26 protein-coding genes and 1 pseudogene are annotated in these 26,638 nt (G+C 35.0%); 18 read left to right on the forward strand and 9 right to left on the reverse strand.

Annotated features, from left to right (window positions below; translation table 11 throughout):
• Nucleotides 1-49: 49 nt before the first annotated feature.
• The 3 genes and pseudogenes from AACY93_RS11020 to AACY93_RS11030 all read right to left on the reverse strand — a co-directional run.
• A pseudogene (locus tag AACY93_RS11020) lies at nucleotides 50-340 on the reverse strand (NAD-dependent DNA ligase LigA); the annotation flags it as partial.
• 3 nt (nucleotides 341-343) lie between these two features.
• Entirely contained in the window at nucleotides 344-1,219 is an 876-nt protein-coding gene (prmC, locus tag AACY93_RS11025) for a peptide chain release factor N(5)-glutamine methyltransferase (RefSeq protein ID WP_286854949.1), read from the reverse strand.
• Nucleotides 1,216-1,707: a GNAT family N-acetyltransferase gene (locus tag AACY93_RS11030; protein WP_286854948.1), complete on the reverse strand. Its 492-nt coding sequence runs from the start codon at nucleotides 1,705-1,707 to the stop codon at nucleotides 1,216-1,218. The genes prmC and AACY93_RS11030 overlap by 4 nt, the downstream gene beginning before the upstream one ends.
• A 35-nt stretch (nucleotides 1,708-1,742) precedes the next feature.
• Between AACY93_RS11030 and ribD the strand changes: the two genes are divergently transcribed.
• The 4 genes from ribD to AACY93_RS11050 are packed head-to-tail and all read left to right on the forward strand — an operon-like array spanning nucleotide 1,743 to nucleotide 4,890.
• On the forward strand, nucleotides 1,743-2,750 hold the full coding sequence (ribD, locus tag AACY93_RS11035) for a bifunctional diaminohydroxyphosphoribosylaminopyrimidine deaminase/5-amino-6-(5-phosphoribosylamino)uracil reductase RibD (protein WP_286854947.1): 1,008 nt from the start codon (nucleotides 1,743-1,745) through the stop codon (nucleotides 2,748-2,750).
• A gap of 48 nt (nucleotides 2,751-2,798) precedes the next feature.
• On the forward strand, nucleotides 2,799-3,410 hold the full coding sequence (locus AACY93_RS11040) for an HAD family phosphatase (RefSeq protein ID WP_286854946.1): 612 nt from the start codon (nucleotides 2,799-2,801) through the stop codon (nucleotides 3,408-3,410).
• Nucleotides 3,407-4,270: a DMT family transporter gene (locus tag AACY93_RS11045; protein ID WP_286854945.1), complete on the forward strand. Its 864-nt coding sequence runs from the start codon at nucleotides 3,407-3,409 to the stop codon at nucleotides 4,268-4,270. The genes AACY93_RS11040 and AACY93_RS11045 overlap by 4 nt, the downstream gene beginning before the upstream one ends.
• Complete coding sequence (locus AACY93_RS11050) at nucleotides 4,270-4,890, forward strand: YigZ family protein (RefSeq protein ID WP_286854944.1); 621 nt, start codon at nucleotides 4,270-4,272, stop codon at nucleotides 4,888-4,890. The genes AACY93_RS11045 and AACY93_RS11050 overlap by 1 nt, the downstream gene beginning before the upstream one ends.
• Here AACY93_RS11050 and AACY93_RS11055 read toward each other — a convergent pair.
• The gene (locus tag AACY93_RS11055) at nucleotides 4,887-5,285 is read right to left on the reverse strand and encodes a thioesterase family protein (RefSeq protein ID WP_286854942.1); all 399 of its coding nucleotides are present in this window, start codon (nucleotides 5,283-5,285) and stop codon (nucleotides 4,887-4,889) included. The two genes, AACY93_RS11050 and AACY93_RS11055, sit on opposite strands and share 4 nt — an antisense overlap.
• Nucleotides 5,286-5,469: 184 nt before the next feature.
• On the opposite strand from AACY93_RS11055, the gene dnaA reads away from it, so the two are divergent.
• The 4 genes from dnaA to AACY93_RS11075 all read left to right on the forward strand — a co-directional run bounded on the left by dnaA (nucleotide 5,470) and on the right by AACY93_RS11075 (nucleotide 9,601).
• Nucleotides 5,470-6,897 (forward strand): chromosomal replication initiator protein DnaA, encoded by a 1,428-nt coding sequence (dnaA, locus tag AACY93_RS11060; protein WP_286854941.1) that lies wholly within the window; start codon nucleotides 5,470-5,472, stop codon nucleotides 6,895-6,897.
• Nucleotides 6,898-6,927: 30 nt separating this feature from the next.
• The gene (locus AACY93_RS11065; protein WP_040492327.1) at nucleotides 6,928-7,383 is read left to right on the forward strand and encodes a low molecular weight protein-tyrosine-phosphatase; all 456 of its coding nucleotides are present in this window, start codon (nucleotides 6,928-6,930) and stop codon (nucleotides 7,381-7,383) included.
• 78 nt (nucleotides 7,384-7,461) lie between these two features.
• A complete protein-coding gene (locus AACY93_RS11070) occupies nucleotides 7,462-8,877 on the forward strand; it encodes a PQQ-dependent sugar dehydrogenase (RefSeq protein ID WP_286854940.1) in 1,416 nt (471 codons plus the stop codon).
• Nucleotides 8,878-8,884: 7 nt separating this feature from the next.
• Nucleotides 8,885-9,601: an SAM-dependent methyltransferase gene (locus AACY93_RS11075; protein ID WP_286854939.1), complete on the forward strand. Its 717-nt coding sequence runs from the start codon at nucleotides 8,885-8,887 to the stop codon at nucleotides 9,599-9,601.
• Between the two features lie 3 nt (nucleotides 9,602-9,604).
• On the opposite strand, the gene AACY93_RS11080 is transcribed toward AACY93_RS11075, so the two are convergent.
• The 5 genes from AACY93_RS11080 to dapF form a co-directional block, all read right to left on the reverse strand.
• Complete coding sequence (locus tag AACY93_RS11080) at nucleotides 9,605-10,198, reverse strand: peptidoglycan-binding protein LysM (RefSeq protein ID WP_287006257.1); 594 nt, start codon at nucleotides 10,196-10,198, stop codon at nucleotides 9,605-9,607.
• Nucleotides 10,199-10,377: 179 nt separating this feature from the next.
• Nucleotides 10,378-11,250 carry a DUF2279 domain-containing protein gene (locus AACY93_RS11085; protein WP_286855000.1) on the reverse strand — a complete coding sequence of 291 codons (873 nt, stop codon included), beginning with the start codon at nucleotides 11,248-11,250 and terminating at the stop codon, nucleotides 10,378-10,380.
• Between the two features lie 50 nt (nucleotides 11,251-11,300).
• A complete protein-coding gene (gene mltG, locus AACY93_RS11090; protein ID WP_286854937.1) occupies nucleotides 11,301-12,344 on the reverse strand; it encodes an endolytic transglycosylase MltG in 1,044 nt (347 codons plus the stop codon).
• Nucleotides 12,344-12,865, reverse strand: coding sequence for a GNAT family N-acetyltransferase (locus AACY93_RS11095; protein ID WP_007650840.1), 522 nt, complete (start codon nucleotides 12,863-12,865; stop codon nucleotides 12,344-12,346). The genes mltG and AACY93_RS11095 overlap by 1 nt, the downstream gene beginning before the upstream one ends.
• Nucleotides 12,859-13,638 (reverse strand): diaminopimelate epimerase, encoded by a 780-nt coding sequence (gene dapF, locus AACY93_RS11100; RefSeq protein WP_286854999.1) that lies wholly within the window; start codon nucleotides 13,636-13,638, stop codon nucleotides 12,859-12,861. The genes AACY93_RS11095 and dapF overlap by 7 nt, the downstream gene beginning before the upstream one ends.
• A 163-nt stretch (nucleotides 13,639-13,801) precedes the next feature.
• Between dapF and AACY93_RS11105 the strand changes: the two genes are divergently transcribed.
• From AACY93_RS11105 to AACY93_RS11150, 10 genes are all read left to right on the forward strand, one after another.
• Nucleotides 13,802-15,211: a trypsin-like peptidase domain-containing protein gene (locus AACY93_RS11105; protein WP_007650837.1), complete on the forward strand. Its 1,410-nt coding sequence runs from the start codon at nucleotides 13,802-13,804 to the stop codon at nucleotides 15,209-15,211.
• Nucleotides 15,212-15,380: 169 nt separating this feature from the next.
• Nucleotides 15,381-16,829 (forward strand): glyceraldehyde-3-phosphate dehydrogenase, encoded by a 1,449-nt coding sequence (locus AACY93_RS11110; RefSeq protein ID WP_287006255.1) that lies wholly within the window; start codon nucleotides 15,381-15,383, stop codon nucleotides 16,827-16,829.
• 133 nt (nucleotides 16,830-16,962) lie between these two features.
• Complete coding sequence (locus AACY93_RS11115; protein ID WP_287006253.1) at nucleotides 16,963-17,592, forward strand: tRNA (guanine-N1)-methyltransferase; 630 nt, start codon at nucleotides 16,963-16,965, stop codon at nucleotides 17,590-17,592.
• Between the two features lie 218 nt (nucleotides 17,593-17,810).
• Nucleotides 17,811-18,488 carry a tRNA (guanosine(37)-N1)-methyltransferase TrmD gene (gene trmD, locus AACY93_RS11120; protein ID WP_287006251.1) on the forward strand — a complete coding sequence of 226 codons (678 nt, stop codon included), beginning with the start codon at nucleotides 17,811-17,813 and terminating at the stop codon, nucleotides 18,486-18,488.
• 224 nt (nucleotides 18,489-18,712) lie between these two features.
• Entirely contained in the window at nucleotides 18,713-19,066 is a 354-nt protein-coding gene (gene rplS / locus AACY93_RS11125; protein ID WP_007650829.1) for a 50S ribosomal protein L19, read from the forward strand.
• 693 nt (nucleotides 19,067-19,759) lie between these two features.
• Nucleotides 19,760-20,332, forward strand: a complete 573-nt coding sequence (locus tag AACY93_RS11130; protein ID WP_287006249.1) for a pentapeptide repeat-containing protein — start codon at nucleotides 19,760-19,762, stop codon at nucleotides 20,330-20,332.
• Between the two features lie 148 nt (nucleotides 20,333-20,480).
• Nucleotides 20,481-22,709, forward strand: a complete 2,229-nt coding sequence (locus AACY93_RS11135) for an NADP-dependent isocitrate dehydrogenase (protein ID WP_287006247.1) — start codon at nucleotides 20,481-20,483, stop codon at nucleotides 22,707-22,709.
• 70 nt (nucleotides 22,710-22,779) lie between these two features.
• Nucleotides 22,780-25,155, forward strand: coding sequence for a TonB-dependent receptor (locus AACY93_RS11140; protein WP_286854928.1), 2,376 nt, complete (start codon nucleotides 22,780-22,782; stop codon nucleotides 25,153-25,155).
• 4 nt (nucleotides 25,156-25,159) lie between these two features.
• Nucleotides 25,160-25,978, forward strand: coding sequence for a DUF4249 domain-containing protein (locus tag AACY93_RS11145; RefSeq protein ID WP_007651681.1), 819 nt, complete (start codon nucleotides 25,160-25,162; stop codon nucleotides 25,976-25,978).
• A 58-nt stretch (nucleotides 25,979-26,036) separates the two neighbouring features.
• Nucleotides 26,037-26,638, forward strand: a 602-nt coding sequence (locus AACY93_RS11150) for an N-acetylmuramic acid 6-phosphate etherase (RefSeq protein WP_339611987.1), incomplete at its 3' end; no start/stop codon positions are given.

A 26,638-nucleotide genomic window follows, 5' to 3' on the forward strand; every position in this document is an offset into this window, starting at 1 on the left:
TTAAATCCGTGCCTTTGCAATTGCAAGGGGATTATCCCGAAAAATTTGATATTCGGGTTTCCCAATCCAATAAATCTTCTTTTGAATAAGAGTTGTCCAGCGAATACATACGATGTTCATGCACAAGCGTTTCAAAATTTTTGGTAATCTCTCCTCCAACCCTTTGGCTTGGGGAGTTTACATCAAAATATTCGGGATGTTGCTGTTCTAAAGCAATTAATTGCTTGAGTTTTAAATCGAATTCATAATCGCTTATCGTAGGATTATCCAACACATAGTAGTTGTAATTGTGCTTGTTTAACTCGTCTCGTAATTGTAAAATCTGTTCTTTAATGGTCATGGGTTAAAAATTCTTTAAGCCTTTTAACATACGGTTATTGCCAAAAATATCTGTTTTTAATTCTAAATCCTTAAACCCTTTGTTGTGCAATAATTGATTGGTTTCGTTTCCAAGATATTGATTTATTTCAAAAAACAGCAAGCCATTTTCGGTCAATTTATCAACAGCAATATCTGAAATAACATTGTAAAATTGCAACGGATCGTGATCTTCAACAAACAAAGCCAAATGTGGTTCGTGTTTGAGGACGTTATTTTTAATTTCTGCTTTTTCCTGGTTTCTTACATAAGGTGGATTGGAAACAATGATATTAAATTTCAAATCCTTAAACTCCAAATTCCATGAATCCCTATTTAAAATGTCTGCATTTATAAAATGAACTTCCACATTGTTCAATTCAGCATTCTGTCTTGCTACTTTTAGTGCCTCTTTGCTGAGGTCCAAAGCGTAAACTTTAGCTTTTGGTAGGTGTATAGCCAGGGAAATGGCAATACAACCGGTTCCTGTGCCAATGTCTAGAATCTTTAATTGAGATTCTTCACTACGTTCAGAATGACATTTAACAATCCATTGCACGAGTTCTTCGGTTTCAGGTCTGGGTATCAAGGTGTGTTCATTCACCTTAAAAATCAAGTCATAAAATTGCGTTTCACCTATAATATATTGAATGGGTTCTTCCTGTTTCAATCGGCTTAAAGCCTCAAACAAAGGTTGTTCTTCTTCTTTTGAAACCGTTAGCTCTGGCTCAAGGACCAAAGCAATCCGGTTTAGTTTTAAATAATGTGACATTAGGATATTGAAAAAACTGGCCACTTCGTTTTTACCATAAATAACATCCAATTCTTGATGAAACACCTTTTGTATATCTTTTAATCTCATAAGGTTTTAATCATCCAAACATTACACGAATAATGCCCTGTATTTCCCATAGGTTTCTTTAAACATTCAAATCCAACCTTGGCATATAGTTTTTTGGCCGCATCCATATATGGCATGGTTTCCAAATAACAACTATCGTAACCAAAATCCTTGGCCTTAGCCAGGCATTTATGCATCATTTCTATTCCTAAGCCCAAGCCTCTGGCTTCTGGCAAGAAATACATTTTTTGAAGTTCGCAGATGTTGCCTTCACCATGATCCAATGGAGCAATTCCAGCACCTCCAATTACCTGGCCTTTATTTGTTACCACAAAATAAACCGACTTTTCCTTAGCATAGGTTTCTGCCATGCAATCCAAAGAGGCATCTGCATAAGCCGTTCCAACCTTTGGCACACCAAACTCTATTAAAACATCGCGAATTACTTTTGCCATTTGGACATTATCTGCCAAAGTTATTTCTCTAATAACAATATTATTATTGCTCACTTTATTATGTTATTTTTACACTGAAATTTGTCGGGATGAAGATACATGAAAAATACATAACACGCTGTATTGAAATTGCTAAAAATGGGCTTGGTACAACAGCTCCAAACCCAATGGTTGGAAGCGTGATTGTATATAAAGAACAAATTATTGGCGAAGGTTTTACAAGCGCCTATGGAGGACCACATGCCGAAGTAAATGCCATAGCATCTGTTGCAGACAAAACACTGCTGCATAAAGCAACCCTTTATGTAACCTTGGAACCCTGTAGCCATTTTGGCAAAACACCACCTTGCAGCGATTTGATAATTAAACATGGTATTCCACATGTGGTTATTGGCACCATGGACTCCCATAGCAAAGTGTCAGGAAAAGGCATCGACAAACTAAAAGCGGCTGGTTGCAAAGTAACCCTTGGCGTTATGGAAGCAGCTTGTAAAGAACATCACAAACGTTTTTTTACCTTTCACAGCAAAAAACGGCCTTACATTATATTAAAATGGGCCGAAACACAAGATGGATTTATTGCTCCAAAAACCAGAAAAGAACAAAAACCTGTTTGGATTACCAATCCATATTCCAGACAGCTGGTTCACAAATGGCGAGCTGAAGAACAAGCTATTTTGGTTGGCACCAAAACGGTTTTGGAAGATAATCCCGGTTTAACGGTTAGGGATTGGACAGGAAAACATCCTGTTCGGGTGGTATTGGATAGAGCCCTTAAACTCCCTAAACACTTTCAAATTTTTAACAATGAAGCAGAAACCTTAATAATTTCCGAAAAAGAAATCGATTTTTCCAACCAGGTAGCCAAGCAACTGGCTGATTATTTACACCAAAAGGACATACAGTCCATAATTGTGGAAGGAGGAAGGGAAACACTTCAAACCTTTATAAATGAAAATCTTTGGGACGAAGCCCGTGTTTTTATTGGAAACACCAGCTTTAAACAAGGGGTTAAGGCACCACATATTTCCGGTAAAATAATTTCAGAAACCATTATAGATACTGACGTGTTAAAAATTCACACAAACGAAAATTAAAAATTCCTGCTGGAGTAGATCTTGAGCAGTATAGTAGAAAAAAAAATCATGATTAAAACCCTTATATTCGATTTTGGCGATGTGTTTATAAACCTAGACAAAGAAGGCGCCATGAACCATGCCCTTAGCATCTTTAAACTGGAAACCTTTACAGAAGAAATGATTGCCGTAAACAGCTTGTACGAACAAGGCTTAGTCTCTACCGAAGAATTCTTGGAATTTTATTTAGGGAACTTTCCTGAATTAACCGAAGAGGATATTCTTTACGCATGGAATTGTATTTTAAAGGATTTCCCGAAACATAGACTGGAATTTATAAAAAATCTTGCCAAAGAAAATAAATTCAAACTTATCTTATTGAGCAACACCAACACCTTACACATAGATAGCATAAAAAACGATGTGTCTTTTTACGAAGAGTTTAAAAATTGTTTCGATGCCTTTTACTTGTCACACGAAATACAGCTTAGAAAACCCAATGCTGATATTTATCAATTTGTGTTGGAAGAAAACCAACTAACACCTGAATCCTGTTTGTTTATAGACGACACAGAAGAAAATACCTTAGCAGCTGCAAAATTAGGCATTCACACATGGCATATCAATCCAAAAACTGAGGATATCACCAACTTGTTCACCATTAAAAAAGACCTCTTTTGATCTATTTATTATTAAGTATTCTAGCTTCCACCTTTATTTTTATCATCTTCAAGTTATTTGATAGGTTTAAAATAAATACGCTTCAAGCCATCGTATTCAATTACGTAACGGCTTGTTTTTGTGGCTTTATAACTTCCAAAAACCCGTTAAATGTTTATGATATAGTGCAGTCTCAATGGTTTTTTGGAGCAGTGGCACTGGGTTTTTTGTTTATTGCCATATTTAATGTCATGGCAATAACATCGCAGCGTAACGGTCTTTCAGTCGCTTCGGTCGCTACCAAAATGAGTGTTATTATTCCTGTGATATTTGGTATTTATATGTATCAAGAAAGTACTGGTTTTCAAAAAATGCTAGGTATTTTACTTGCTTTGTTTGCTGTTTACTTTGTGTCTGTAAAAAAACACGCCACATTTCATTTTAAAAGCAACCTCTTGTTTCCCATAATACTGTTCTTAGGTTCTGGTATAATTGACACCTCCATTAAATTTATAGAATCCACCTATATCCAAGATGGTGGCATTCCCTTGTTTTCGGCTACCATATTTTTCTTTGCTGCTTGCTTTGGAATTGGAATCTTGATGTTCAAGATAATTGGTAAAAATTTTAAATTCAATCCTCAAAGCATTTTGGGAGGTTTGGCTTTAGGAATTGTAAATTATGCATCTATCTATTATTTACTAAAAGCCTTACATCACGAAACACTGGAGAGTTCTACCATTTTTACCATAAATAATGTAGCCATAGTCATGTTTACATCGTTGATTGGCTTAGCTCTATTTAAAGAGACACTATCTTTTAAAAACTGGATTGGTGTTGGGTTGGCCATTATTTCGATCTTATTAGTAACTTTGGCCTAATGGATAAAAAAGACAGCTACAAAACCATAACCAAACCTTCTACAGAGGTCCTATTCAAAGACAAAAACAGTAAATTTTTTGGCTATGCCTTTCCTGTGAAAAATGAAGAAGAAGTAAAAGGGCATATAGAGAACTTAAAAAAACAACATCATTCTGCCAGACATTGGTGTTATGCATACCAAATAGGCACCTTTGAAAACCAAATTCAATTTAGAGCCAATGATGATGGGGAACCCAACAACAGTGCTGGCATGCCTATCTATGGTCAGATTCAATCGTTTGAAGTAACCAACATACTCATAGTTGTAGTTAGATATTTTGGTGGTGTCAAACTTGGTGTTAGCGGCTTGATACATGCTTATAAAACTGCTGCACAAATGGCTTTGGAAGCATCAAAAATTGTTACCAAAACCATAAACAAACATTTTGAAATTCACTTTGATTATAAAAACATGAATAAAGTGATGCGCGTGATTAAAGAGCAAAACTTAAAAGTGATAAATCAAACCCTGGAATTGGATTGCAAAATAGAAATCTCTGTAAGATTAAAGAATGCCCAAAAAGTTCAAGACAGTTTTCAATCCATTTTTGAAGTGACCATTAAAGAACTGGGAAATTAAACCGTTAATTTCCCTAAAATATAATCAGGACATTTTATGGGCCTTTTGGTTTTCATGTCAATAAAAGCCAAAACGGTTGTTGCCTGCACCAAGATTTCCCCTGCTTGATTGGTAATTTCATAGTCAAATTCTATTCTTACGGCAGGTGTTTTTTTTAACTGAGTTTTTACTTTAACCACGTCATCATAAAGCGCTGACTTCTTATAATTTAAACTCATGGAAACAACAGGGAGCATGATTCCGCTTTCTTCCATTTCACGATAGGAAATCCCTTTTTTTCGGAGCCATTCTGTTCGTCCCATTTCAAGGTATAAAGCATAATTTCCATGATGAACCACTCCCATTTGGTCTGTTTCACCATATCTCACTCTTATTGGTATTTCGTCGAAATTCATAGAAGTATTTAAATAATTTTTTGTAGTTTAGGCAATGCATTAAACATGAGAAAAAATTTCTTTAAATTCAATAGCAATTGATTTTTTTTTTAAGAATTTTGTTCACATATTTGTCAAGCTATAAAATCAATCAGAGAAAGCCATTTCTCTTTCAATAACTAACGTATAAATCTTTAAAACAATAATGAGTGTAACTGCGCAATCGGTATGGAATAATTGTCTTGAATTCATAAAGGATAACATTCAGCCGCAAGCCTACAAAACATGGTTTGAACCAATTAAAGCAGTGAAGCTTACAGATAAATCTTTGAGCATTCAAGTACCTAGTAAATTCTTTTACGAATGGCTTGAAGAACACTACGTTAAAATTTTAAAAGTAGCCTTAACCAAGGAATTGGGGGAAACGGCCAAACTTGTTTACATTATTAAAATGGAAAACACTTATGGCAACAAACAACCTTTTACCGAAAGAATTCCAAGTTCCAACAGGCCTACTGTAAAAGCTCAGGATGTTGATATTCCACTAAACAATAAAAATCCCGAATTGCGCAATCCATTTATAATCCCAGGGATTCGCAATGTTAAAATAGAATCGCAACTCAACCCAAATTACAGTTTTGAGAATTTCCTGGAAGGGGATTCCAACCGTTTGGCCAGAAGTGCGGGATTGGCAGTGGCTTCCAAACCAGGAGGCACCTCTTTTAACCCATTGCTTATTTTTGGAGGAGTTGGTTTGGGTAAAACACATTTAGCTCATGCCATTGGTGTTGACATTAAAGACAAATATCCTGAAAAAACGGTTTTGTATATATCTGCTGAAAAATTTACGCAACAATATATAGATTCCGTTAAAAAGAACAATCGAAACGATTTTATCCATTTTTACCAAATAATAGATGTCCTTATTATTGATGATGTCCAATTCCTTTCTGGTAAATCTGGTACCCAAGATGTGTTCTTCCATATTTTCAACCATTTGCATCAAAATGGGAAACAGGTTATTTTAACCAGTGACAAAGCGCCTGTAGACATGCAGGACATTGAACAGCGTTTGCTGTCCAGGTTTAAATGGGGACTTTCGGCAGAATTGCAAAGTCCAGACTTTGAAACCCGTGTTTCCATATTAAAAAACAAGCTTTATCGTGATGGCGTGGAAATGCCTGAAGAAATTATTGAATATGTTGCCAAAAACATTAAATCCAATATTCGAGAACTGGAAGGAGCCATCATTTCCTTAATTGCACAATCTTCCTTTAACAAAAAGGAAATAACCATAGATTTAGCCAAGCAAGTTGTAGAAAAGTTTGTCAAAAACACCAAACGGGAAGTTTCCATTGATTATATCCAAAAAGTTGTTTCCGATTATTTTCAAATGGATATAGACACGCTACAATCCAAAACCAGAAAACGACATATTGTACAAGCTAGGCAATTGGCCATGTTTTTTGCCAAAAAACTCACCAAAGCGTCTTTAGCTAGCATTGGCTCTCAAATTGGAAAAAGAGACCATGCCACTGTGCTTCACGCATGTAAAACGGTGGACAATTTAACTTCAACAGACAAACAGTTTAGAAAATATGTTGAAGACCTTTCAAAAAAATTATCGGTTTAAATTCAATTCATTAATAAATCATAAACTATTATGACTAAAATTCTAATGGTATGTTTAGGTAATATTTGCCGTTCGCCATTAGCAGAAGGCATCTTAAAATCCAAGCTTCCTCAAGAATCGTTTTTTGTAGATTCAGCCGGAACTGGTGATTATCATGTGGGTGATCTTCCAGACAAACGCTCCATTAAAGTTGCTGAAAAATACGGTTTGGATATTACCAATCAACGAGGCAGACAATTTACTGTTGCAGATTTTGACGCATTTGATCTTATCTATGTCATGGATGAATCCAACTTCAAAAATGTAACAAAACTTGCCAGGAACGACAAAGACTTAAAAAAAGTAAAAATGATTTTGGATGAAATTTACCCAAACCAAAATTATAACGTACCAGACCCGTATACAGGAGGCATTCAAGGATTTGATAGCACCTATAAAATGCTAGACGAAGCCTGTGGACAAATAGCAAAAAAATTGCTTAAATAATTGACTTTGAGAGTATTTTTTAGTTTTCTTATTTGATTTTTTGTAATTTGTATTACTAATCCAAAAAATATCAATAAGATGAAATTCCATACCACAATTTTAGTGCTTTTATTATTTCCATGCTTTCTCTTTTCACAAGAAATTGAACTAGGTCTGGTTGCTTCTGGTTTCAATGATCCTTTAAGTATTAGGAACGCTGGAGACGATAGATTGTTTATTGTGGAACAAGGAGGGCATATTAAAATAATCAATTCTGATGGCTCTGTAAACAACACCTCTTTTTTAGATATAGATTCCAAGGTTTTAAGTGGTGGTGAAAGAGGTTTGTTGGGTTTGGCCTTTCATCCGCAATATGCATCAAACGGTTATTTTTATGTAAATTACACTGATAACAATGGCGATACCGTGGTTTCTAGATATACTGTAAATCCACCTGATGCCAATACAGTCAGTGCAAGCACAGAAGTAATATTATTAACTGTTACCCAACCCAACAGCAACCATAATGGTGGCGATTTAGCTTTTGGAAATGATGGATATTTATATATTGGGCTTGGAGATGGAGGTTCCAGTGGAGACCCAGGAGATAGAGCCCAAGATTTAACTACTTTATTAGGCAAAATGCTGCGCATAGATGTAAACAGTTCCAGTGGAGGCTTGAATTATGCCATTCCAGCAGGCAACCCATTCCCTAATACTCAAGAACCAAATGCCTTACCTGAAATTTGGGCTTATGGTTTAAGAAATCCTTGGAGGTTTTCTTTTGACAGACAAACTCACGATCTTTGGATTGGAGATGTTGGTCAAGGACAAATAGAAGAAATAGATATGGTTCCTTTAAATCAAGCTGCTGTTAATTATGGTTGGCGTTGTTACGAGGGAAATCAAGTATATGACACTTCCGGCAACTGTCCTAGCGACACCAGCGAATTGACTTTTCCTGTTTCACAATACACGCATACCACCAGTGGCAACTTTAAATGCTCTATTACGGGAGGTTACAGATATCGTGGAACAGCTCAAGCCAATCTTAGTGGTTTGTATTTTTTTGCAGATTATTGCAGTAATGAAATTGGTATCCTGGAAAACAATGGAGGTACCTGGAACATGACTTTTACAGAGCCCTATTCCGGCAATGGCTGGACTGGTTTTGGTGAAGATGTGAATGGCGAAATATACATAGCTGGAATAGACTCAGGAAATATTTATAGAATATTGGATGCCAGTTTGGGAATTGAAGAAAACACATTGTTACAAATAAAAATGTATCCTAATCCTGCCAGCAATTCTTTTATCGTTAAAAGCAACAATCCACAAGTTGTCATTGAATCCATACATATCTATAACCTTCAAGGAAAACTTATAAAATCCATTACAAAAAATACAGCTTCTGAAATTCACATAGGTACCAAATCCTTAGCCACAGGTTTGTATTTAACAGAAGTAATCTCAAATTCTGGTTCTAAAACAACTCATAAACTCCTTATCAAATAACGAATTAATGACAAGCCCTTACGGAAAACTATACCTGATACCTACCACTCTTGGAGATACTGCTCCTTTGGAAGTTTTACCAATTTCAGTAAAAAAAATTGTGGAACAAGTAGATGTTTACATTGTTGAAAACGAAAAAACTGCCAGACGTTTTATAAAACAAATAAAACCAAGCAAAAAACAAGCTAGCTTACAGATATTCCTTTTAAACAAATTTACGGATCCCAGTGAACTCCCTGGTTTTTTAGAGCCTTGTCTACTAGGCAAGCACGTTGGTTTGCTTTCTGAAGCCGGCTGTCCAGCCATTGCAGATCCTGGAGCAGATGTGGTTATGTTGGCACACAAACAAAACATTCAAGTGGTTCCATTGGTTGGTCCTTCCTCCATTGTTATGGCTCATATGAGTTCTGGTATGAATGGTCAAAGTTTTGCCTTTAACGGCTATTTACCTATTGATAAAGTGGAAAGAAAAAAAGAATTGAAACGTTTGGAACAACTGTCCTACAGCCAAAACCAATCGCAATCGTTCATAGAGACACCTTATAGAAACAACAAATTGCTGGAAGATATTTGTCAGGCTTTAAACGACATGACACTGGTTTGTGTGGCCTGTGACATTACTTTAACTAGCGAATACATAAAAACACAAACAGTAGCAGCATGGAAAAAAAATAGTGTAGACCTTCACAAAAGACCTACACTATTTATTATTCATAAAGAATAAAATCTAAGCCGAATGTTTTACTTTGGCTTTTCTGTTGGGTTTGATTTTAGACGTATCGTAACCAGAGAATTTTTTTATGTAATAAGAAATAGAAGTTCCGTAGGCATCCTTAAAGCCATTGGCTCCATAACTTCTTAAATATTTTTTGACATTTCCTGGTCCAGCTAAATGTGCAGCTGCCAAAATCCCTGATTCTGTTATCTTAGTTCCATTTAAGACTTTTCCGGAAAAACGCTTGATGTCTTTCCTTAAAATCCATTTATTACGTTCAGCATTTGCAATAAAAGCTTTTTCCTGTAGTTCTGGATTGCTTAAAAAATGAACCGGATTGTGAATGCCTATCAACTTTAGGGTTTCTTTTCCAAATTGATATTTCCCCAGATAACCAAAGGTGTTAACTGTAAAATAATCACCACCAGATTCCTTAAATCCCAGGGCTTCTTTAAAACCAATTAAGGATTTTCCTAAGGTAGGGGAATAAGGTACTTGAGGTTCGTGTACAGGAAATAAGTTGTCTTGGACAACTTCGCCATGATCAACATCGTTAGACGCGTATCTTGGTGATGTGTAGTTTTTTTCTTTAACCGATTTATTCATGTAAATCGATCCAAACAATAAGAAACATATTGTAAGTGATAGGGCTAAATAACTTCCAATATTTTTTATCATATCTTTAAATTTCTTCAGTAAAAATCCATGTGATAATTACTTGAAAATTTCAGCATGCAAAGATAGCACATTTTTTTAATATCTGAAAATTAATCGATTAAGTGTTCCTAAAAGTAGATTCCATGGAACTTTATGCCATTTTTATCGTTAAACTCCAAGGCTGGAAAAGGTACTTTTATCACGTTAAAAACGTCAAAAATTGTTCTTAAAACATGTGAATTTGTCTTTATTCGAGTTAAATCCAAATCCAAACTTAAATAGAATTGCCTATAAGGGTTTTGCTCTTGTACCACATCGTTATCATTGGTATTGGAACCAGAAATCATACCTTCTGCTCCATAACCAAGAGCTACATTTAGCCAAGAAGGGATTTTACTTTCCTTAAAAAAAGCATGCAAATTTAAACTCAACCAATAGGTTTGACCGTTATAATCTTTTAAAAATTCTTCTGAAAACCCGTTGCCCAACACCTCTGGGTTCTGTGGTGCATAATCGGTTCTATGAAACGAATATTTTATGGTAAACCGTTGCTCTTTCCATAATAGTTCTTGACCTACGTACAAACCTGCACCCGTAACATTGGCTGCCATATCTCCCCACGAAAAGCCCCATTCTTCAGAATACCCATCAAAAACTTCTACAACTGTTAAAAAAGCAACACCAATGGTAGAACCATAAATAAGCTGGTCTTGTTTACTTACTCCACTCCAGTGCAAGGTATTGGCTCCTAACCTACCAAGTTGATAAGCTGAAAACACATGTCCTAGCTTATCCATTTGCAACCATTGGTTGTTATCATTTAACGTATGGAACTTGGATTTGGGATAATCGGCATACCATAACTGGTTCAAACCTACCAAAGTTAGAGTAGCCATGGATGCTTCAGTAATTACCACAGCATTGCGTCTAGAAGTGTTTAAGGTATCACTTGGCTTTAAAAATTGATTTAGCTTAGTCTGTGAAAAAGAAATATTTGCCATAAAAAAAGCCAAACATGCCGTAACGATATGTTTATCATGTTTTCCCAAGGTTATCTATTAATCCCTTGTGAAGACAAGTACCTTTGATATTCCCTTGCATTGGCATTATGTTGACTAAGGGTTTTGGCAAATTTATGATAGCCTAATCTGTTGGCATCTGCAGCAAAATAGAGATATTGGTGCTTTTCCGGGTTTAAAACTGCATCTATGGCAGAAATATCTGGCATGGTAATTAATCCTGGTGGTAAACCAGCGTACATATAGGTATTGTATGGCGAATTGATGTCTTTATGCTTATTTAAAACACGTTTTATCACGGTGTTTTGATATTCTGGCAACTGATAAGCAGCAAATTTTAAAGTAGGATCAGCCTGTAATGGCATACCTATCCGTAACCTATTTAAATACACACCTGCAATTCTTGGCTGTTCTGCTGCCTGTTTGGACTCCTCGTGCACAATAGATGCCAAGGTCATCACTTCAGTTTGCGTTAACCCTAGGGCTTTAGCTTTGGCTTTTCTATTGTCATTCCAAAAACGCTTGTATTCTTTCAACATTCTTTCCCGAAATTCTGTTGCAGAGGTATTCCAAAAAAACTCATAACTGTTTGGTATGTACATTCCCAAAGCAGTAGCTTCAGAAAAGGAATGATCAGCTAGAAAATCCTTATCGTGCATCACCTCAACCAATTTTAAGCTATCTGCTTCAATTTGCATGGAAATTCTACCAGCGAGAGCCTTTAAGTTTGGTTGGTTGTTGAAAGCCAGCTGTAATGGTACGTTTTTGCTTCTTATGGAATTTATAATATCGTTATTGTTCATACCCTTTTTTATAATAAAACGTCCAGCTTTGATATTGTTTATGTATTTTTTTTGTTTGGCCAGGGCATCAAACTTTTCAATATCTTTCAATAAAGGTTTTAATTGCTCCCTAACATCTGTATAAGTAGCGTTTGTAGGCACATAAATATAAGCCTGTTCGTTATTGAAAGCTGTGTTGTCCACTAACATCACACCATACACATAGTTTGCAAACAAACCAGCGATCACCAGCCCAATAAGGGCAATTGCAAGAAGAATCTTTTTAAAATACATTAATTTATACGTTGAAGTAAATATTCGTTTTTATAAGAACCATTTACAAGGTTCCAGTCTTTTTTTAACCCAATAATTTCAAAACCGTGTTTGGAAAACAGGTTAAGGCTTGCTTGGTTGTCTTCAGAAATATTGCAATACAATTGATGCAGGTTTAAATGTGTGTTACAATATTTAATCAGTAGTCCTAAAGCTTCATTACCAACACCTTTTTGTCTTTCTGAGGTTTCTTTAATTAAAATACCCACTCCTGCCCGACTGTTTTTAAAATCGAAATCGAAAAGGTCTATCATTCCCAGTGCTATATCGTTATAATTTGAAATCACCAAACGCAGTTGTTTGACTTCAAAGATATCTTTGTGTGCATTTTCCAAATATTGTTTTATTAAAAACCTGGAATATGGCGTTTGTGTGTTACTGATTTCCCAAACCGACTCATGGTTTTCTATGGCATGGACAAAGTCTAGATCTTCTGGTTCCAAAGCCCTTAAATATATATCTTTTCCTTTTAATGTTAGCATGTTATAGAGCCTTTAAAAACCTGTTCGGCTGGACCAATAAGCCAAATGTTGTTGTATGTATCTTTGTTCTTTTCAAAGGACACCTGCAGATTGCCTCCTTCTGTCTCCAAAACAATAAGCTTGTTCTTGGTTTCACCTGTTTCATACATTGCCAAGGCCACAGCTGTAACTCCAGTGCCACAAGATAAGGTTTCATCTTCCACTCCACGTTCGTAAGTTCTTACTTGAAACCTGTTGTCAGACAGTTTTTTTACAAAATTAACATTGGTTCCCTCATCCTGATATGGGTTCCCATATCGAATTTTTGAACCGAGTTCTTTAACATCCAAATTTTTTAGTTGCGCTTCCATTTGCACATGATGTGGTGAACCTGTATTTAAAAACACATGTTGATTATGAATTTCTACAGAAAGCACATCCTGCATTTGCAGTTTTACAACGTGGTTATCCAAAATGGCATGATGCAAACCATCTATGGCCTCGAAAGTGGCTTTATTTTCGATAATTCCTAAAAATTTGGCAAATGCCGTTAAACAACGGCCTCCATTGCCACACATGGAACTCTCGTTACCATCGGCATTAAAATAAACCATTTTAAAATCCCATTTTGGATGGTTTTCCAACAAAATAAGTCCATCTGCACCAATGCCAAAACGTCTGTTACAGAGTTTGGCAACCAGTTTGGTATTGTTTTTGTCGAATATTTGTTGACGATTATCAATCATCACAAAATCGTTTCCAGTTCCTTGATATTTGTAAAATGTTAATTCCATAAGCATGGCAAATATAAGAATTAACATGGTTTAATGTCATGTTAAATGCACGTTAAATACGACGTTAAAAATCGTTAAAACTGAAAAACAGATTCAATAAAAAATTAATTTTAATCGTTATAAAAAATTATAAACCCGTTTAAACCTAATAACAATATATACAATGAAAAAGATTTTAACCCTAGTATTAGTTTCTGTGTTAGGTGGAGCTATTACGCTTTCTGCCTATAAATTCTTTTTAGAAGAAAACAACACCCATAACCTATCGCAAGCTGAAGTTTCGCCTTTGGCATTGCCAGTAAACAATTTTTCAAACTCTAGTTTCATTCCTGAAAACAGCATAGATTTTACCCATGCTGCCGAAAAAACCATTCATACGGTAGTACATGTTAAAAACACCACTATGGGAAGTTCTGGACAAATGACCTTTGAGGATTTATTCTATGGAAGGTCGCCTCAAAGACCACAAATAGGGTCTGGTTCTGGTGTTATCATATCACCAGATGGTTACATCATTACCAACAATCACGTGATTGCAGGTGCAAGTGAGTTAACCATTACCTTAAACGACAACAGCACTTATGAAGCTGAAATTATTGGCTCTGATAACAAAACAGATATTGCTTTATTGAAAATTGAAGCAGACCATGAGTTACCATACACCACTTTTGGGGATAGCGACCAAGCAAAAATTGGTGAGTGGGTTTTGGCTGTTGGAAATCCGTTTAATTTAAACTCTACTGTAACAGCAGGTATCATCAGTGCCAAGTCCAGGGATTTAACAGGTAAAAACACACAATCCTTTATACAAACAGATGCAGCAGTAAATCCTGGAAACTCTGGAGGTGCTTTGGTGAATTCCAATGGTGATTTAATTGGTATCAATACGGCTATTTCGTCCCAAACAGGCTCCTACATTGGATATTCGTTTGCCGTACCAAGCAATATTGCCAAAAAAGTTGTTCAAGACCTTATTGAATTTGGAAATGTACAAAATGGCATTTTAGGTGTTACTGGAGGTGCCTTAAACAGTAGTTTTGCCGAAAGGTTGAGCGTAAACGAAACAGAAGGCTTTTATATAGACTCGGTTGAAGAACATTCGGGTGCTTTTGAAGCTGGTTTGAAATCTGGTGATATCATCAAAAAAATAGACCACGTTAAAATTTCCAAGTTCTCAGATTTAACAGGCTATTTAAGTACCAAACGTCCAGACGATGTGGTTCAGGTTACTTATTTAAGAAACGGTCATTTAAAAGAAACGCCTGTGACCTTGGTAAGAAATCAAACCTATACCATTCCGCAATTGGGTATAGTAAAAAACGCCACAAAAGAAGAGCTTAAAAAATACAACACTGCCAATGGTGTTAAAATTTCAAGATTGGGACAAACCTATTCCAAGTATTTACGAGCCAATGGTGTTAAAGAAGGAGACATAGTGACTTCCATAAACAACAATAAGGTATATAATGTGGATGATGTTCAGGAAATAATAAGAAACAAATCGGTTTACGAGCCGTTAAGAATAGAACTCATCAATTCCAATGGTGAAGTGGAACGATATAATTTCAATTAAAAAAACACCAAATAAAAAGAATATGGAATCCTTCAGAATAACCCTGAAGGATTTTTATTTTACAAAAACTGGTTCAAATACCACTTAAATATCATATTTTTGCAACCAAATTCAACTAGGCAACATAACTAAGTTGAAAATATTAACAACACACTAAATATTTAATACAATGAGTTTTAACGAGACTTATGAAAACGAATTGGCTTTTCAAGCAGACAGAAGAAAGGCTACTGTAGAGTTTATTAAAATTGTTAGCGACCTTTGGTACGACAAATCTATTGAATTGGTACTTTTTAGAAACCAGTTAATAGACAGAAACGTAAGCCAAATTTTAAACCTACACGAGTATGCTGGCGAATTTGTTCAAAAACCAATTTCCATTTTCGATTCTGTGGAAATTGCACAAGCCATCCAAACCTTGGATTTACCTCCTGCAAAGTTGGATATTGGTAAATTAACTTATGAATTTCATTTAGAAGAAAAAAAATATAGCAATGCTTTGGCTTTTGTTGCAGACAAATTAAAGGATGCCAATAAGGACAATGTCATTCAACCAAAAGATGTTATTTTATATGGTTTTGGTAGAATTGGACGTTTAGTTGCCAGAGAATTGATGACACGTACAGGAAAAGGAAGTCAGTTGCGTTTAAGAGCCATTGTTACCCGTGGTGCCATCGATCAAACAGTATTGGAAAAAAGAGCTTCGTTATTAAGAAACGATTCGGTTCATGGTGATTTTTCCGGAACGGTTGTAGCAGATTTAAAAAACAGTGCTTTAATTATAAACGGAACCACAGTCAATATTATTTCAGCTAACAATCCAGAAGATATAGATTACACCAAGTATGGCATTAATCATGCTTTAGTTATAGATAACACAGGTGCTTTTAGAGATAAAGAGGCTTTAAGCAGACATTTAAACTCTAAAGGTGTAGATAAAGTATTATTAACTGCTCCTGGAAAAGGGGTTCCAAACATTGTTCATGGTGTAAACCATTTAGAAAACAATCCAGATACGGTAGATATTTTCTCTGCAGCATCTTGTACAACCAATGCCATTACCCCTATTTTAAAAGCAGTTGAAGATTCACTAGGGGTAAAAAGTGGACACCTTGAAACCATACATGCTTATACAAACGACCAGAATTTAGTGGATAACTTCCATAAAAAATACCGTCGTGGACGTGCTGCTGCGCTAAACATGGTTATTACCGAGACTGGAGCTGGAAGTGCTGTGGCTAAAGCCTTACCTGCTTTAGAAGGGAAATTAACCTCCAACGCCATTCGAGTGCCTGTCCCTAATGGATCTTTAGCTATACTAAGTTTAGAACTGGAAAAAGAAACTTCTTTGGAAGGCATCAATGCCATTATAAAAAAATATGCTCTTGAAGGCGATCTAGTGGAACAAATTAAATACGAATTAAGCGACGAACTTGTTTCCAGCGATATTGTTGGCAGCTCTGCTCCTTCAATTTACGACAGTAAAGCAACCATTGTAAGAAAAGATGGCAAAAACGTCTTGTTATACATTTGGTACGATAACGAATATGGCTATAGCCATCAAGTAATCAGATTGGCAAAATACATTGCAAAAGTGAGACGTTACACGTATTATTAGTAGATAAAACATCTAAAATATCATTTCAATCGTATATACAAAAGCCTCGCAATCGTGAGGCTTTTTAATTATAATCTACAGATACTTAACTTAATTTATTATTTTCGTAAACAACAAAACCTAACAAAGCCCAATGAAAGCGTTTAATTTTTTTACCATTACCTTAATTTTACTATGTAGTTTCAACACCTTACAAGCCCAAACCGAAACCTCTGATGAAGACGATAAGCTATCTTTGGACAACAGTACCATCAACAATCAATTTGAATACGTGCTTCAAAAGTCCGGCGATTTTAGAGGCACCAATGGTTCTATGTATGAAGCCGTAAAACGCAGCATGTTAACAACTTTACAGGCACACACCAATGATACCTTAAAAACCTTACGAAAAGATCTTGCAGACACACAGGCCATGGTGAAGACGCAAGCAAATGAAATTTCTGAACTAAAAACCAATCTTTCAAACACACAAGCTTCGTTGGAAAAAACCACCAACGAAAAAAACAACATGTCCTTGTTTGGTTTGCAAATGAGCAAATCCAGCTACAATGTTCTAATGTGGTCCATTATAGGTATTTTATTGGCCATGTTGATGCTGTTTATCTACAAATACAAAAACAGTCATGTTATTACCAAGGAAGCCAAAAAAGCACTGGAAGAAATAGAAGTAGAGTTTGAAGAACATAGAAAAACAGCCTTAGAACGCGAACAAAAAGTAAGGCGCCAGCTTCAAGACGAATTGAACAAACAAAAAGGAATTTAAACACACTTTTACAACTTAAACATATTTAAAATCTGTAAGTTCTCATTTACAGATTTTTTTTATTCCATATGTGTTTTTAGATACATTTCAACAAATTTATTTAATTGCCATCCAAACCCATCTAAGGTTTGTGATATTGATAAGTTTACAAAACTTCAAATCCAAAGCTAAAATTTCCTAAAACATTTAAAGTATATTTGCTGTCCTAAAGTTTTGTCATGCGTATCGATATTATAACTGTTTTACCAGAATTACTTAAAAGTCCGTTTGAAGCATCCATCCTTAAAAGAGCCATTGAAGCTGGATTGGTGGAAGTATATTTTAATAATTTACGGGATTACACAACCGATAATTACAAGACTGTGGACGATTACCAATTTGGTGGTGGCGCAGGTATGGTGATGATGGTAGAACCTATAGATAAATGCATAACCAAACTAAAATCTGAACGCGAATACGAAGAAGTGATCTATATGACACCAGATGGGGAAACCTTAACCCAAGGCATTGCCAATCAGTTATCCTTAAAAGAAAATATTATTATTTTGTGTGGTCATTATAAAGGTGTGGACCAACGAGTGCGCGATCATTTTATCACTAAGGAAATATCCATTGGAGATTACGTATTGTCTGGCGGAGAACTTGGAGCAGCTGTGTTGTGTGATGCCGTAATCAGGCTTATTCCTGGTGTTTTGGGCAATGAAACCTCTGCCCTAACCGATTCTTTTCAGGACAATTTGCTGGCACCTCCCATTTATACTCGTCCAAGAGACTATAAAGGTTGGCAAGTTCCGGAAGTCTTATTTAGTGGCAATTTTCCTGAAATTGAAAAATGGCGGGAAGAAAAAGCTTATGAGCACACCAAAAAAAGACGTCCCGATTTACTTAAAGATTAAACTTAAAAACTATAACAAGGAATGAGAGGTTTGCGAATTAGGGATTGGGATTCTTACAAATTTGATTTTATGTGCTATCCAAAGCTGAAAAATTATTTAAAAAAACTTTTACCCCATAACTTTAAACTCAAAACTTTTTAACTATATTTGCAGCCAATTTCGGGTTAACCTCTGGCGAAAATCGTGAATGTTGTTTCGAATTAATTATAATTAAATTTAAAGATATGGAATCTTTAGTAAAATTTGTACAAGACGAGTTTGTAACAAAAAAAGATTTTCCAGAGTTCAAAGCTGGAGACACAATTACAGTTTACTATGAAATTAGAGAAGGAGACAAAGTTCGTACTCAGTTCTTTAGAGGAGTAGTAATCCAAAAAAGAGGTTCTGGAGCTTCTGAGACATTTACCATTAGAAAAATGTCTGGAACAATAGGTGTAGAACGTATCATACCTATCAACATGCCAGCCTTACAAAAAATTGAAGTGAACAAAAAAGGTAAAGTTCGTAGAGCTCGTATCTATTACTTCAGAGGTCTTACTGGTAAAAAAGCAAGAATCAAAGAAAGCATGAAACGTTAATAAACGTTTAATAACCTTGAAAAGCCCTGTAAACACAGGGCTTTTTTTATTAACTTTTGTTAATAACGTTGGTTCATAAATAGTTGATATCTAATGTCTTAAATAATTTGTTTTTTTAAACACTTGCCCTATTTTAGCTAAAGAATTTATAAACAACGTTTTGTTGGTTTCATGAAAATGAATTAGTTATAGACTCTTAAAAAGAAACGTTCTTTATTATAATTGTTTTTTGAAGTTTCAAGTTGACATGTGTATGCGTGTTCAATCATGAAATCATGATGCTTTTTTCAAGTGTTGTTTGTTCAGTCAGTCAATATTTAAAAAAGTTGAAAGTATTCACAATAATATTTGCGAAAGCCCATGTTATTAAGAATGCAATGATGGACAAGTTGTAACTTGTGAAAACGATCTACAACTAGAAAATCATCAAGAAAAACAATTAAACGGAAACATTTCGGCAACACATCAATACATTTTGACAGTTGTATTAAACGAATGTTTCTATTGAAATAGTGATACTTGAACCGAAAAGTATAGATGAAAATTTTGTACTATTCAGTAGCAATACAGGATTAGGTCACGTAAACTGTTTCAAAGAAAGCCATGTCAAAAATAGATTTAGGTCTATTGTGATATGGCTTTTGTTTTTATACAATCTTTCTATCTTTACTACTTAAATAACCTATTCCGTACATGAACTTACCATTAATTACAGATCAAGATTATACTAAAGTAGATTATACAAAAACCGAATTGCCAAAAGCAGAATATGACAATTGCACCTTTGTGGATTGCAATTTTTCTGAAACCCAACTTTCAAACAACATGTTTATAGATTGCGAGTTTGTAAACTGCAATTTGAGCAACGTTAATGTAAAACATACCACGTTTAAAGATGCAACTTTTAACGAATGCAAATTGATAGGTATTGTTTTTACGGAATGCAACCCATTCTTAATGTCTTTTGTCTTTATTAAGAGCAATCTTTCATTTTCTTCCTTTTTTGAATGCAAACTCAACAAAACCGTTTTTGATACCTGTTATTTGGAGAATGTTGAATTCTCAAAAGCCAATTTAAGCCAGGCCATTTTCAAGGATTGCAATTTGTTTAAGAGTACCTTTAACAACACCAATTTGGAGAAAGCAAATTTTAAAACTTCCTACAATTTTTATATCAATCCACAATTGAACAGTTTAAAGCTTGCCAAATTTTCAAAGGAAGGTGCTTTAAATTTATTAAAAATCTATCAATTGGACATAGATTGATTAAATTCCCAATAGCTAAATAGTTATTTTATCAACTTCATAAATTATGTGTGTTTAGGCTGTTCAACAGTAAAAAACTGTTTGAAAATTCATATATTTGCTTGGCTTAAAAATCAAGCAATTCTATTAAACAAAACTTAATATTCTTATGGCAAAATCAGCTACTATTATTTATACAAAAACAGATGAAGCACCAGCATTGGCTACCTATTCCTTTTTACCAATTGTGGAATCGTTTACCAAACCAACTGGAGTTCAAATAGAAACAAAAGATATTTCATTGGCACATAGAATTTTAGCTGTTTTTCCTGACTATTTAACTGATGCCCAAAAAGTAAGTGACGATTTAGGTATTTTGGGCGAAATGGTTAAACAACCAGAGGCAAACATTATTAAATTACCTAATATAAGCGCCTCCATTCCCCAACTTAAAGATGCCATTGAAGAGCTTCAAGCCAAAGGTTTCAAGCTGCCAAACTATCCAGACGAACCAAAAAACGATTCGGAAAAAGACATTAAATCACGTTATGATAAAGTTAAAGGAAGTGCTGTAAACCCTGTGCTTCGTGAAGGAAACTCAGACAGGCGTGCTCCAAAAGCCGTTAAAAATTATGCCAAAAAAAATCCTCATTCCATGGGAGCTTGGAGCAAAGACTCCAAAACCCATGTGGCAACAATGAGTAAAGGAGATTTTGCCCATAACGAAAAATCGGTAACCTTAAATGAAGCAACAACAGTTTCCATTCAGTTTAAAGCTAGCAATGGAGAAACTGAAATCTTAAAAAATCAGCTAAATCTCTTAAAAGGTGAAATTATTGATGCCACAGTTTTAAGTAAAAAAGCCCTAATTGAGTTTTTGGAAAATCAAGTTAAAGATGCCAAAGACAAAGGAGTGCTTTTTTCTTTACACATGAAAGCAACCATGATGAAAGTGAGCGATCCTATTATTTTTGGTCATGCTGTTAAAGTGTTTTTCAAGGATTTGTTTGCAAAACATGGGGAAACATTCAAATCGTTAGGGGTTGATGTTAATAACGGGTTTGGGAATTTAGTTGAAAAATTAGAAGAACTTCCTGCAAATAAACGCGAGGAAATAGAACAAGATATTAAAACAATTTACCACAATGGTCCTGACTTGGCCATGGTAAACAGCAATAAAGGCATAACCAATTTACACGTTCCAAGCGATGTGATTATTGATGCATCCATGCCAGCTATGATTAGAACATCGGGACAAATGTGGAATGCAGAAGGCAATCAACAGGATACCAAAGCCGTAATTCCAGATAGCAGTTATGCTGGAATTTATACAGCAACCATTGATTTTTGCAAAGAACATGGAGCTTTCGACCCTACCACCATGGGCTCTGTTCCAAACGTAGGACTTATGGCGCAAAAAGCTGAAGAATATGGTTCCCATGATAAAACTTTCGAAATAAAATCTGCAGGAACTGTAAGTGTTATAGACGCTTCAGGAAACACTTTAATTGAGCATGACGTAGAAGCCGGAGATATTTGGCGTATGTGTCAAACTAAAGATGCACCAATTCAAGATTGGGTGAAACTAGCGGTTACTAGGGCAAGGGCTTCACAAACTCCTGCTGTTTTTTGGTTGGATGAAAACAGGGCACATGATGCTGAACTCATCAAAAAAGTAAACACCTATCTAAAACAACTGGACACTGCCGGTTTAGATCTTAGGATACTATCTCCAATAGAGGCTACCAAGTTTACCCTGAAACGAGTAAAAGATGGAAAAGACACTATTTCGGTTTCCGGAAATGTTTTAAGGGATTATTTAACCGATTTATTCCCTATCTTAGAACTAGGTACAAGTGCTAAAATGTTATCCATTGTTCCATTGATGAATGGTGGTGGTTTATTTGAAACAGGTGCTGGTGGTTCTGCACCAAAACATGTACAACAACTTTTGGAAGAAAACCATTTACGTTGGGATTCTTTAGGTGAGTTTTTAGCATTGGCCGTCTCCTTGGAGCATTTAAGTGAGGTAACAAACAATCCTAAAGCTTTAATCCTTGGAGAAGCATTGGATCTTGCTACTGAAAAATTGTTGGACAATAAAAAAGGCCCTTCAAGAAAAGTTGGGGAAATAGACAACAGAGGAAGTCATTTTTATTTAGCCATGTATTGGGCTGAAGCTTTAGCAAATCAAACAAAAGATCCAGATTTACAAAGAATATTTATTCCTATAGCTAAACAACTCAAGGATAATGAAACACTTATTATGCAGGAGTTGAACGAGGTTCAAGGACAAACCACAAATCTTGGTGGCTATTATGAGCTGGATGAAAGAAAAACAAAACAGGTTATGAGACCTAGCCAAACGTTTAATACCATTTTGCAATCCATTAATTAAAATAATATTATGTTAATTAAAGCTCCTTCTAGGAGCTTTTTTTATAACTTTAGTAAAAATTGCTACATTAATGACTACAAGAATACTCTGGTTATTTATAATTATCGGATTGAAATCCCATGATGTTTTTTCTCAAGATAAAGTCACTTTAAGTGGTGTGGTTTCCGATGCTGAAAGCAATGAAACACTAATTGGAGTAAATATTTTGTTCCCAGAATTGCAAACAGGAGCAACCACAAACGAATACGGTTTTTATTCCATAACCATTCCTAAGGGAACCTATCAATTGGTTATTAGTTATCTTGGATATAGCGATATATCAGAAACTATTTTCCTGGAAGAAAATTTAAACAAAAATTTCAGTTTATCTGAAGCCATAGAAAGCTTAAACGAAGTTGTTATTAAAGAAAATGTGGAAAAACTAAATATTAGAAAACCACAAATGAGCATCAATTCTTTAACTTCAAACACCATAAAACAAATACCTGTTGTTTTTGGTGAAGCTGATGTTATTAAAGCCATAACCTTGCTTCCTGGTGTTACAAATGCAGGAGAAGGGTCTTCCGGATTTAATGTACGTGGTGGAGCTGCAGATCAAAATTTAATACTTTTGGATGAAGCAACCATTTACAATTCCTCTCACCTATTCGGTTTCTTTTCGGTTTTCAATCCAGATGCCATTAAAGATTTAAAATTATATAAAGGTGGTATTCCTGCCAGATATGGAGGACGTGTTTCCTCTGTTCTGGATATTTATCAAAAAGAAGGGAATAGCAATAAGTTTCATGTTAATGGTGGTATTGGTTTGATATCCAGCAGGCTTTTGGCAGAAGGCCCTCTAAACAAGGGAAAAGGTTCTTTTTTATTGGGAGGAAGAGCAACTTATGCACATCTATTTCTACCTTTGTTCGACATAGAAAACAAAGCTTATTTTTACGATTTAAACACTAAAATAAGTTATAGGTTAAATCAAAACAACAATGTGTACCTATCTGGATATTTTGGTAGGGATGTGTTTAGTATAACCGATAGTTTTAAAAATACCTATGGCAATTCCATCTTAAATTTTAGATGGAACCATTTGTTCTCAGACAAGCTGTTTTCTAACCTGTCTTTAATCTATTCCGATTATTATTATGGTTTGGATCTAGGATTTATAGAATTTAACTGGAATTCTGGAATTAGAAACTTTAACCTTAAATACGATTTAAAACATTATATAAGCAACAACATAAAATTGCAATATGGTTTAAACAGTATTTATCATAAATTCAATCCAGGGGAAATTGAACCTTCCACACCAGATTCCGGTATCAATGCAGAAAAACTGATAGATAAGTATGCATTGGAAAACGCCCTTTATATTGATGTTGAACAGCAAATATCCAATAGGTTCATGGTATCTTATGGTTTAAGATACAGTTCCTTTTTACGTTTAGGACAAGATGAATTAAATACCTACGCAAATGATCAAGCTGTAATTTTTAATGAAGATTTACAAATATATGAAAAAGCCGATCCTACAGGAACCGAAAAATTTAAACGTAGCGATGTTATAGAGTCCTTTGGGTATTTTGAACCCAGATTGGCTTTAGCATACGAATTAAACGGCAGCTCCTCCATTAAAGCCAGTTACAATAGAATGAGCCAGTATTTACATTTGTTATCCAATACCAGCTCACCTACTCCATTGGATATATGGACCCCAAGTGGAAAATATGTAAAACCTCAAATTTTAGATCAGGTTGCCTTGGGGTATTTTAAAAATTTTAAAGACAACACTTATTCTTTGGAAATAGAAACTTTTTACAAAAAAGTTAAAAACAGAATTGATTATATAGATGGTGCAGATTTAATTGCAAACAATGCCATCGAGCAAATTATTTTAAATGGAGAAGCTAAAGCGTATGGCCTAGAAGTGCTTTTTAGAAAAAACCTAGGCCGTTTTAAAGGTTGGTTTGCCTATACCCTAGCCAATTCTGAACAAAGAACACCGGGAAGAACATCCAATGAACCAGGAATCAATAATGGGGAATGGTACAAAACCCCTTATGATAAAACCCATGATATATCAATAACAGCAAGTTATAATTTAACTGAAAAATGGAGCTTTAATGCTAATTTTATATTTCAAACAGGACAACCAGTAACCTATCCTAATGCGCAATACGAATACAATGGGCTCAATATCCCTAATTATGGGCTAAGAAACGAATATAGACTGCCTAATTATAATAGACTGGATATATCTGCAGCCTATGTTCCTAAACCTGAAAAAATTAAAGGTTGGCAAAGCGAATGGGTTTTTGGGATTTACAATGTGTATAACAGACGGAATGCTGCCTCAATTTCATTTCAGCAAAATAGTGAAACTGGTGTAAACGAAGCTGTAAGATTAGCTATTTTTGGTATTGTGCCTTCCATTTCTTATAACTTCAAATTTTAACAAAATGAAGCGAAGATTTTTAATATTAGTGGTTTCTTTAATTAGTTTTCTTTCTTGTGAAGATGTAATAGATGTTGATGTTCCAACATCAGAACCTAGGTTGGTTATAGATGCGTCCTTAAATTGGTTTAAAGGAACCACCGGAAATGAACAGGTGATCAAGTTAACCCTAACGGCACCTTATTTTAACGATGGGGTTCCTCCAGCAAATAATGCCCAAGTCACTGTTTCAGACGAAAATGGAAATGTCTTTCAATTTATAGAAGAAGATAACACAGGGCTCTATTACAATGATAGTTTTATACCAGAAATCAATGGTATTTATAACCTAAACATTGTTTATCAAAATGAGACCTATATAGCCACAGAAACTCTTTTGGGGGTTCCGGAAATCGATTTTGTTGAGCAAAATCTAGAAGGAGGATTTACAGGGGAAGACACAGAGATTAAAGCTTATTTTACAGATCCTGTAGATGAAGAAAATTATTATTTTTTTGAATTTATCCCTAACATACCTATTATTCCAACATTAGATACCTTTAAAGATGAATTTGTTAATGGAAATCAAATTTTTGGCTTTTATGTTGAAGAGGATCTAAACCCAGGAGACGAAGTTATAATTAGGAATCATGGTGTCTCCAAGCGTTTTTATGAGTTTATGTATATTTTATTGCAACAAACAGGTGAAAGTGGTGGCCCTTTTGAAACGCAACCAGCTACCGTTCGAGGGAATTGCATGAATATTACAAATCCTGATAACTATCCCTTAGGTTATTTTAGGTTATCAGAAGTTTCACAAGTAAATTATATTGTTGAACCATAAACCAAGAAACAAGAGAATTAACTTTTGAAGACTTTAAAAAAACTGTAATTTTAACATTATGGAATTTACAAAAACAACAGAGCTGGAGTCCAATTACAACCATCTGGAAAAGATGACAATCTCAGAGCTCATTATCAATATAAATAAAGAAGACAGAACAGTTCCATTAGCTGTAGAAAAGGCTTTACCACAAATTGAAACCCTCATCAGCCAAATTGTTGATAAACTAAAAAATGGAGGTCGACTATTTTATATTGGAGCTGGTACAAGTGGCAGATTGGGTATTTTAGATGCTTCGGAATGTCCACCTACTTTTGGTGTATCTCACGATTTGGTCATCGGATTAATAGCAGGTGGAGATGCAGCCATTAGAAAAGCTGTTGAATTTGCTGAAGATTCCAAAACACAAGGCTGGAAAGATCTAAAAAAGCACCATATTTCAAATAAAGACGTCGTTGTTGGCATAGCTGCTTCTGGCACCACTCCTTACGTCATCCATGCTTTGGAAACTTGTAATGATAATAATATTATTACAGGTTGTATTACTTGTAACAAAAACAGTCCACTATCAATAACGGCAAAATTTCCAATCGAAGTCATTGTAGGTCCAGAATTTGTTACTGGTAGCTCTAGAATGAAAGCCGGAACAGCTCAAAAGTT

Origin of the sequence: uncultured Xanthomarina sp., from assembly GCF_963971605.1 — a bacterium.
Lineage (GTDB): Bacteria > Bacteroidota > Bacteroidia > Flavobacteriales > Flavobacteriaceae > Xanthomarina > Xanthomarina gelatinilytica.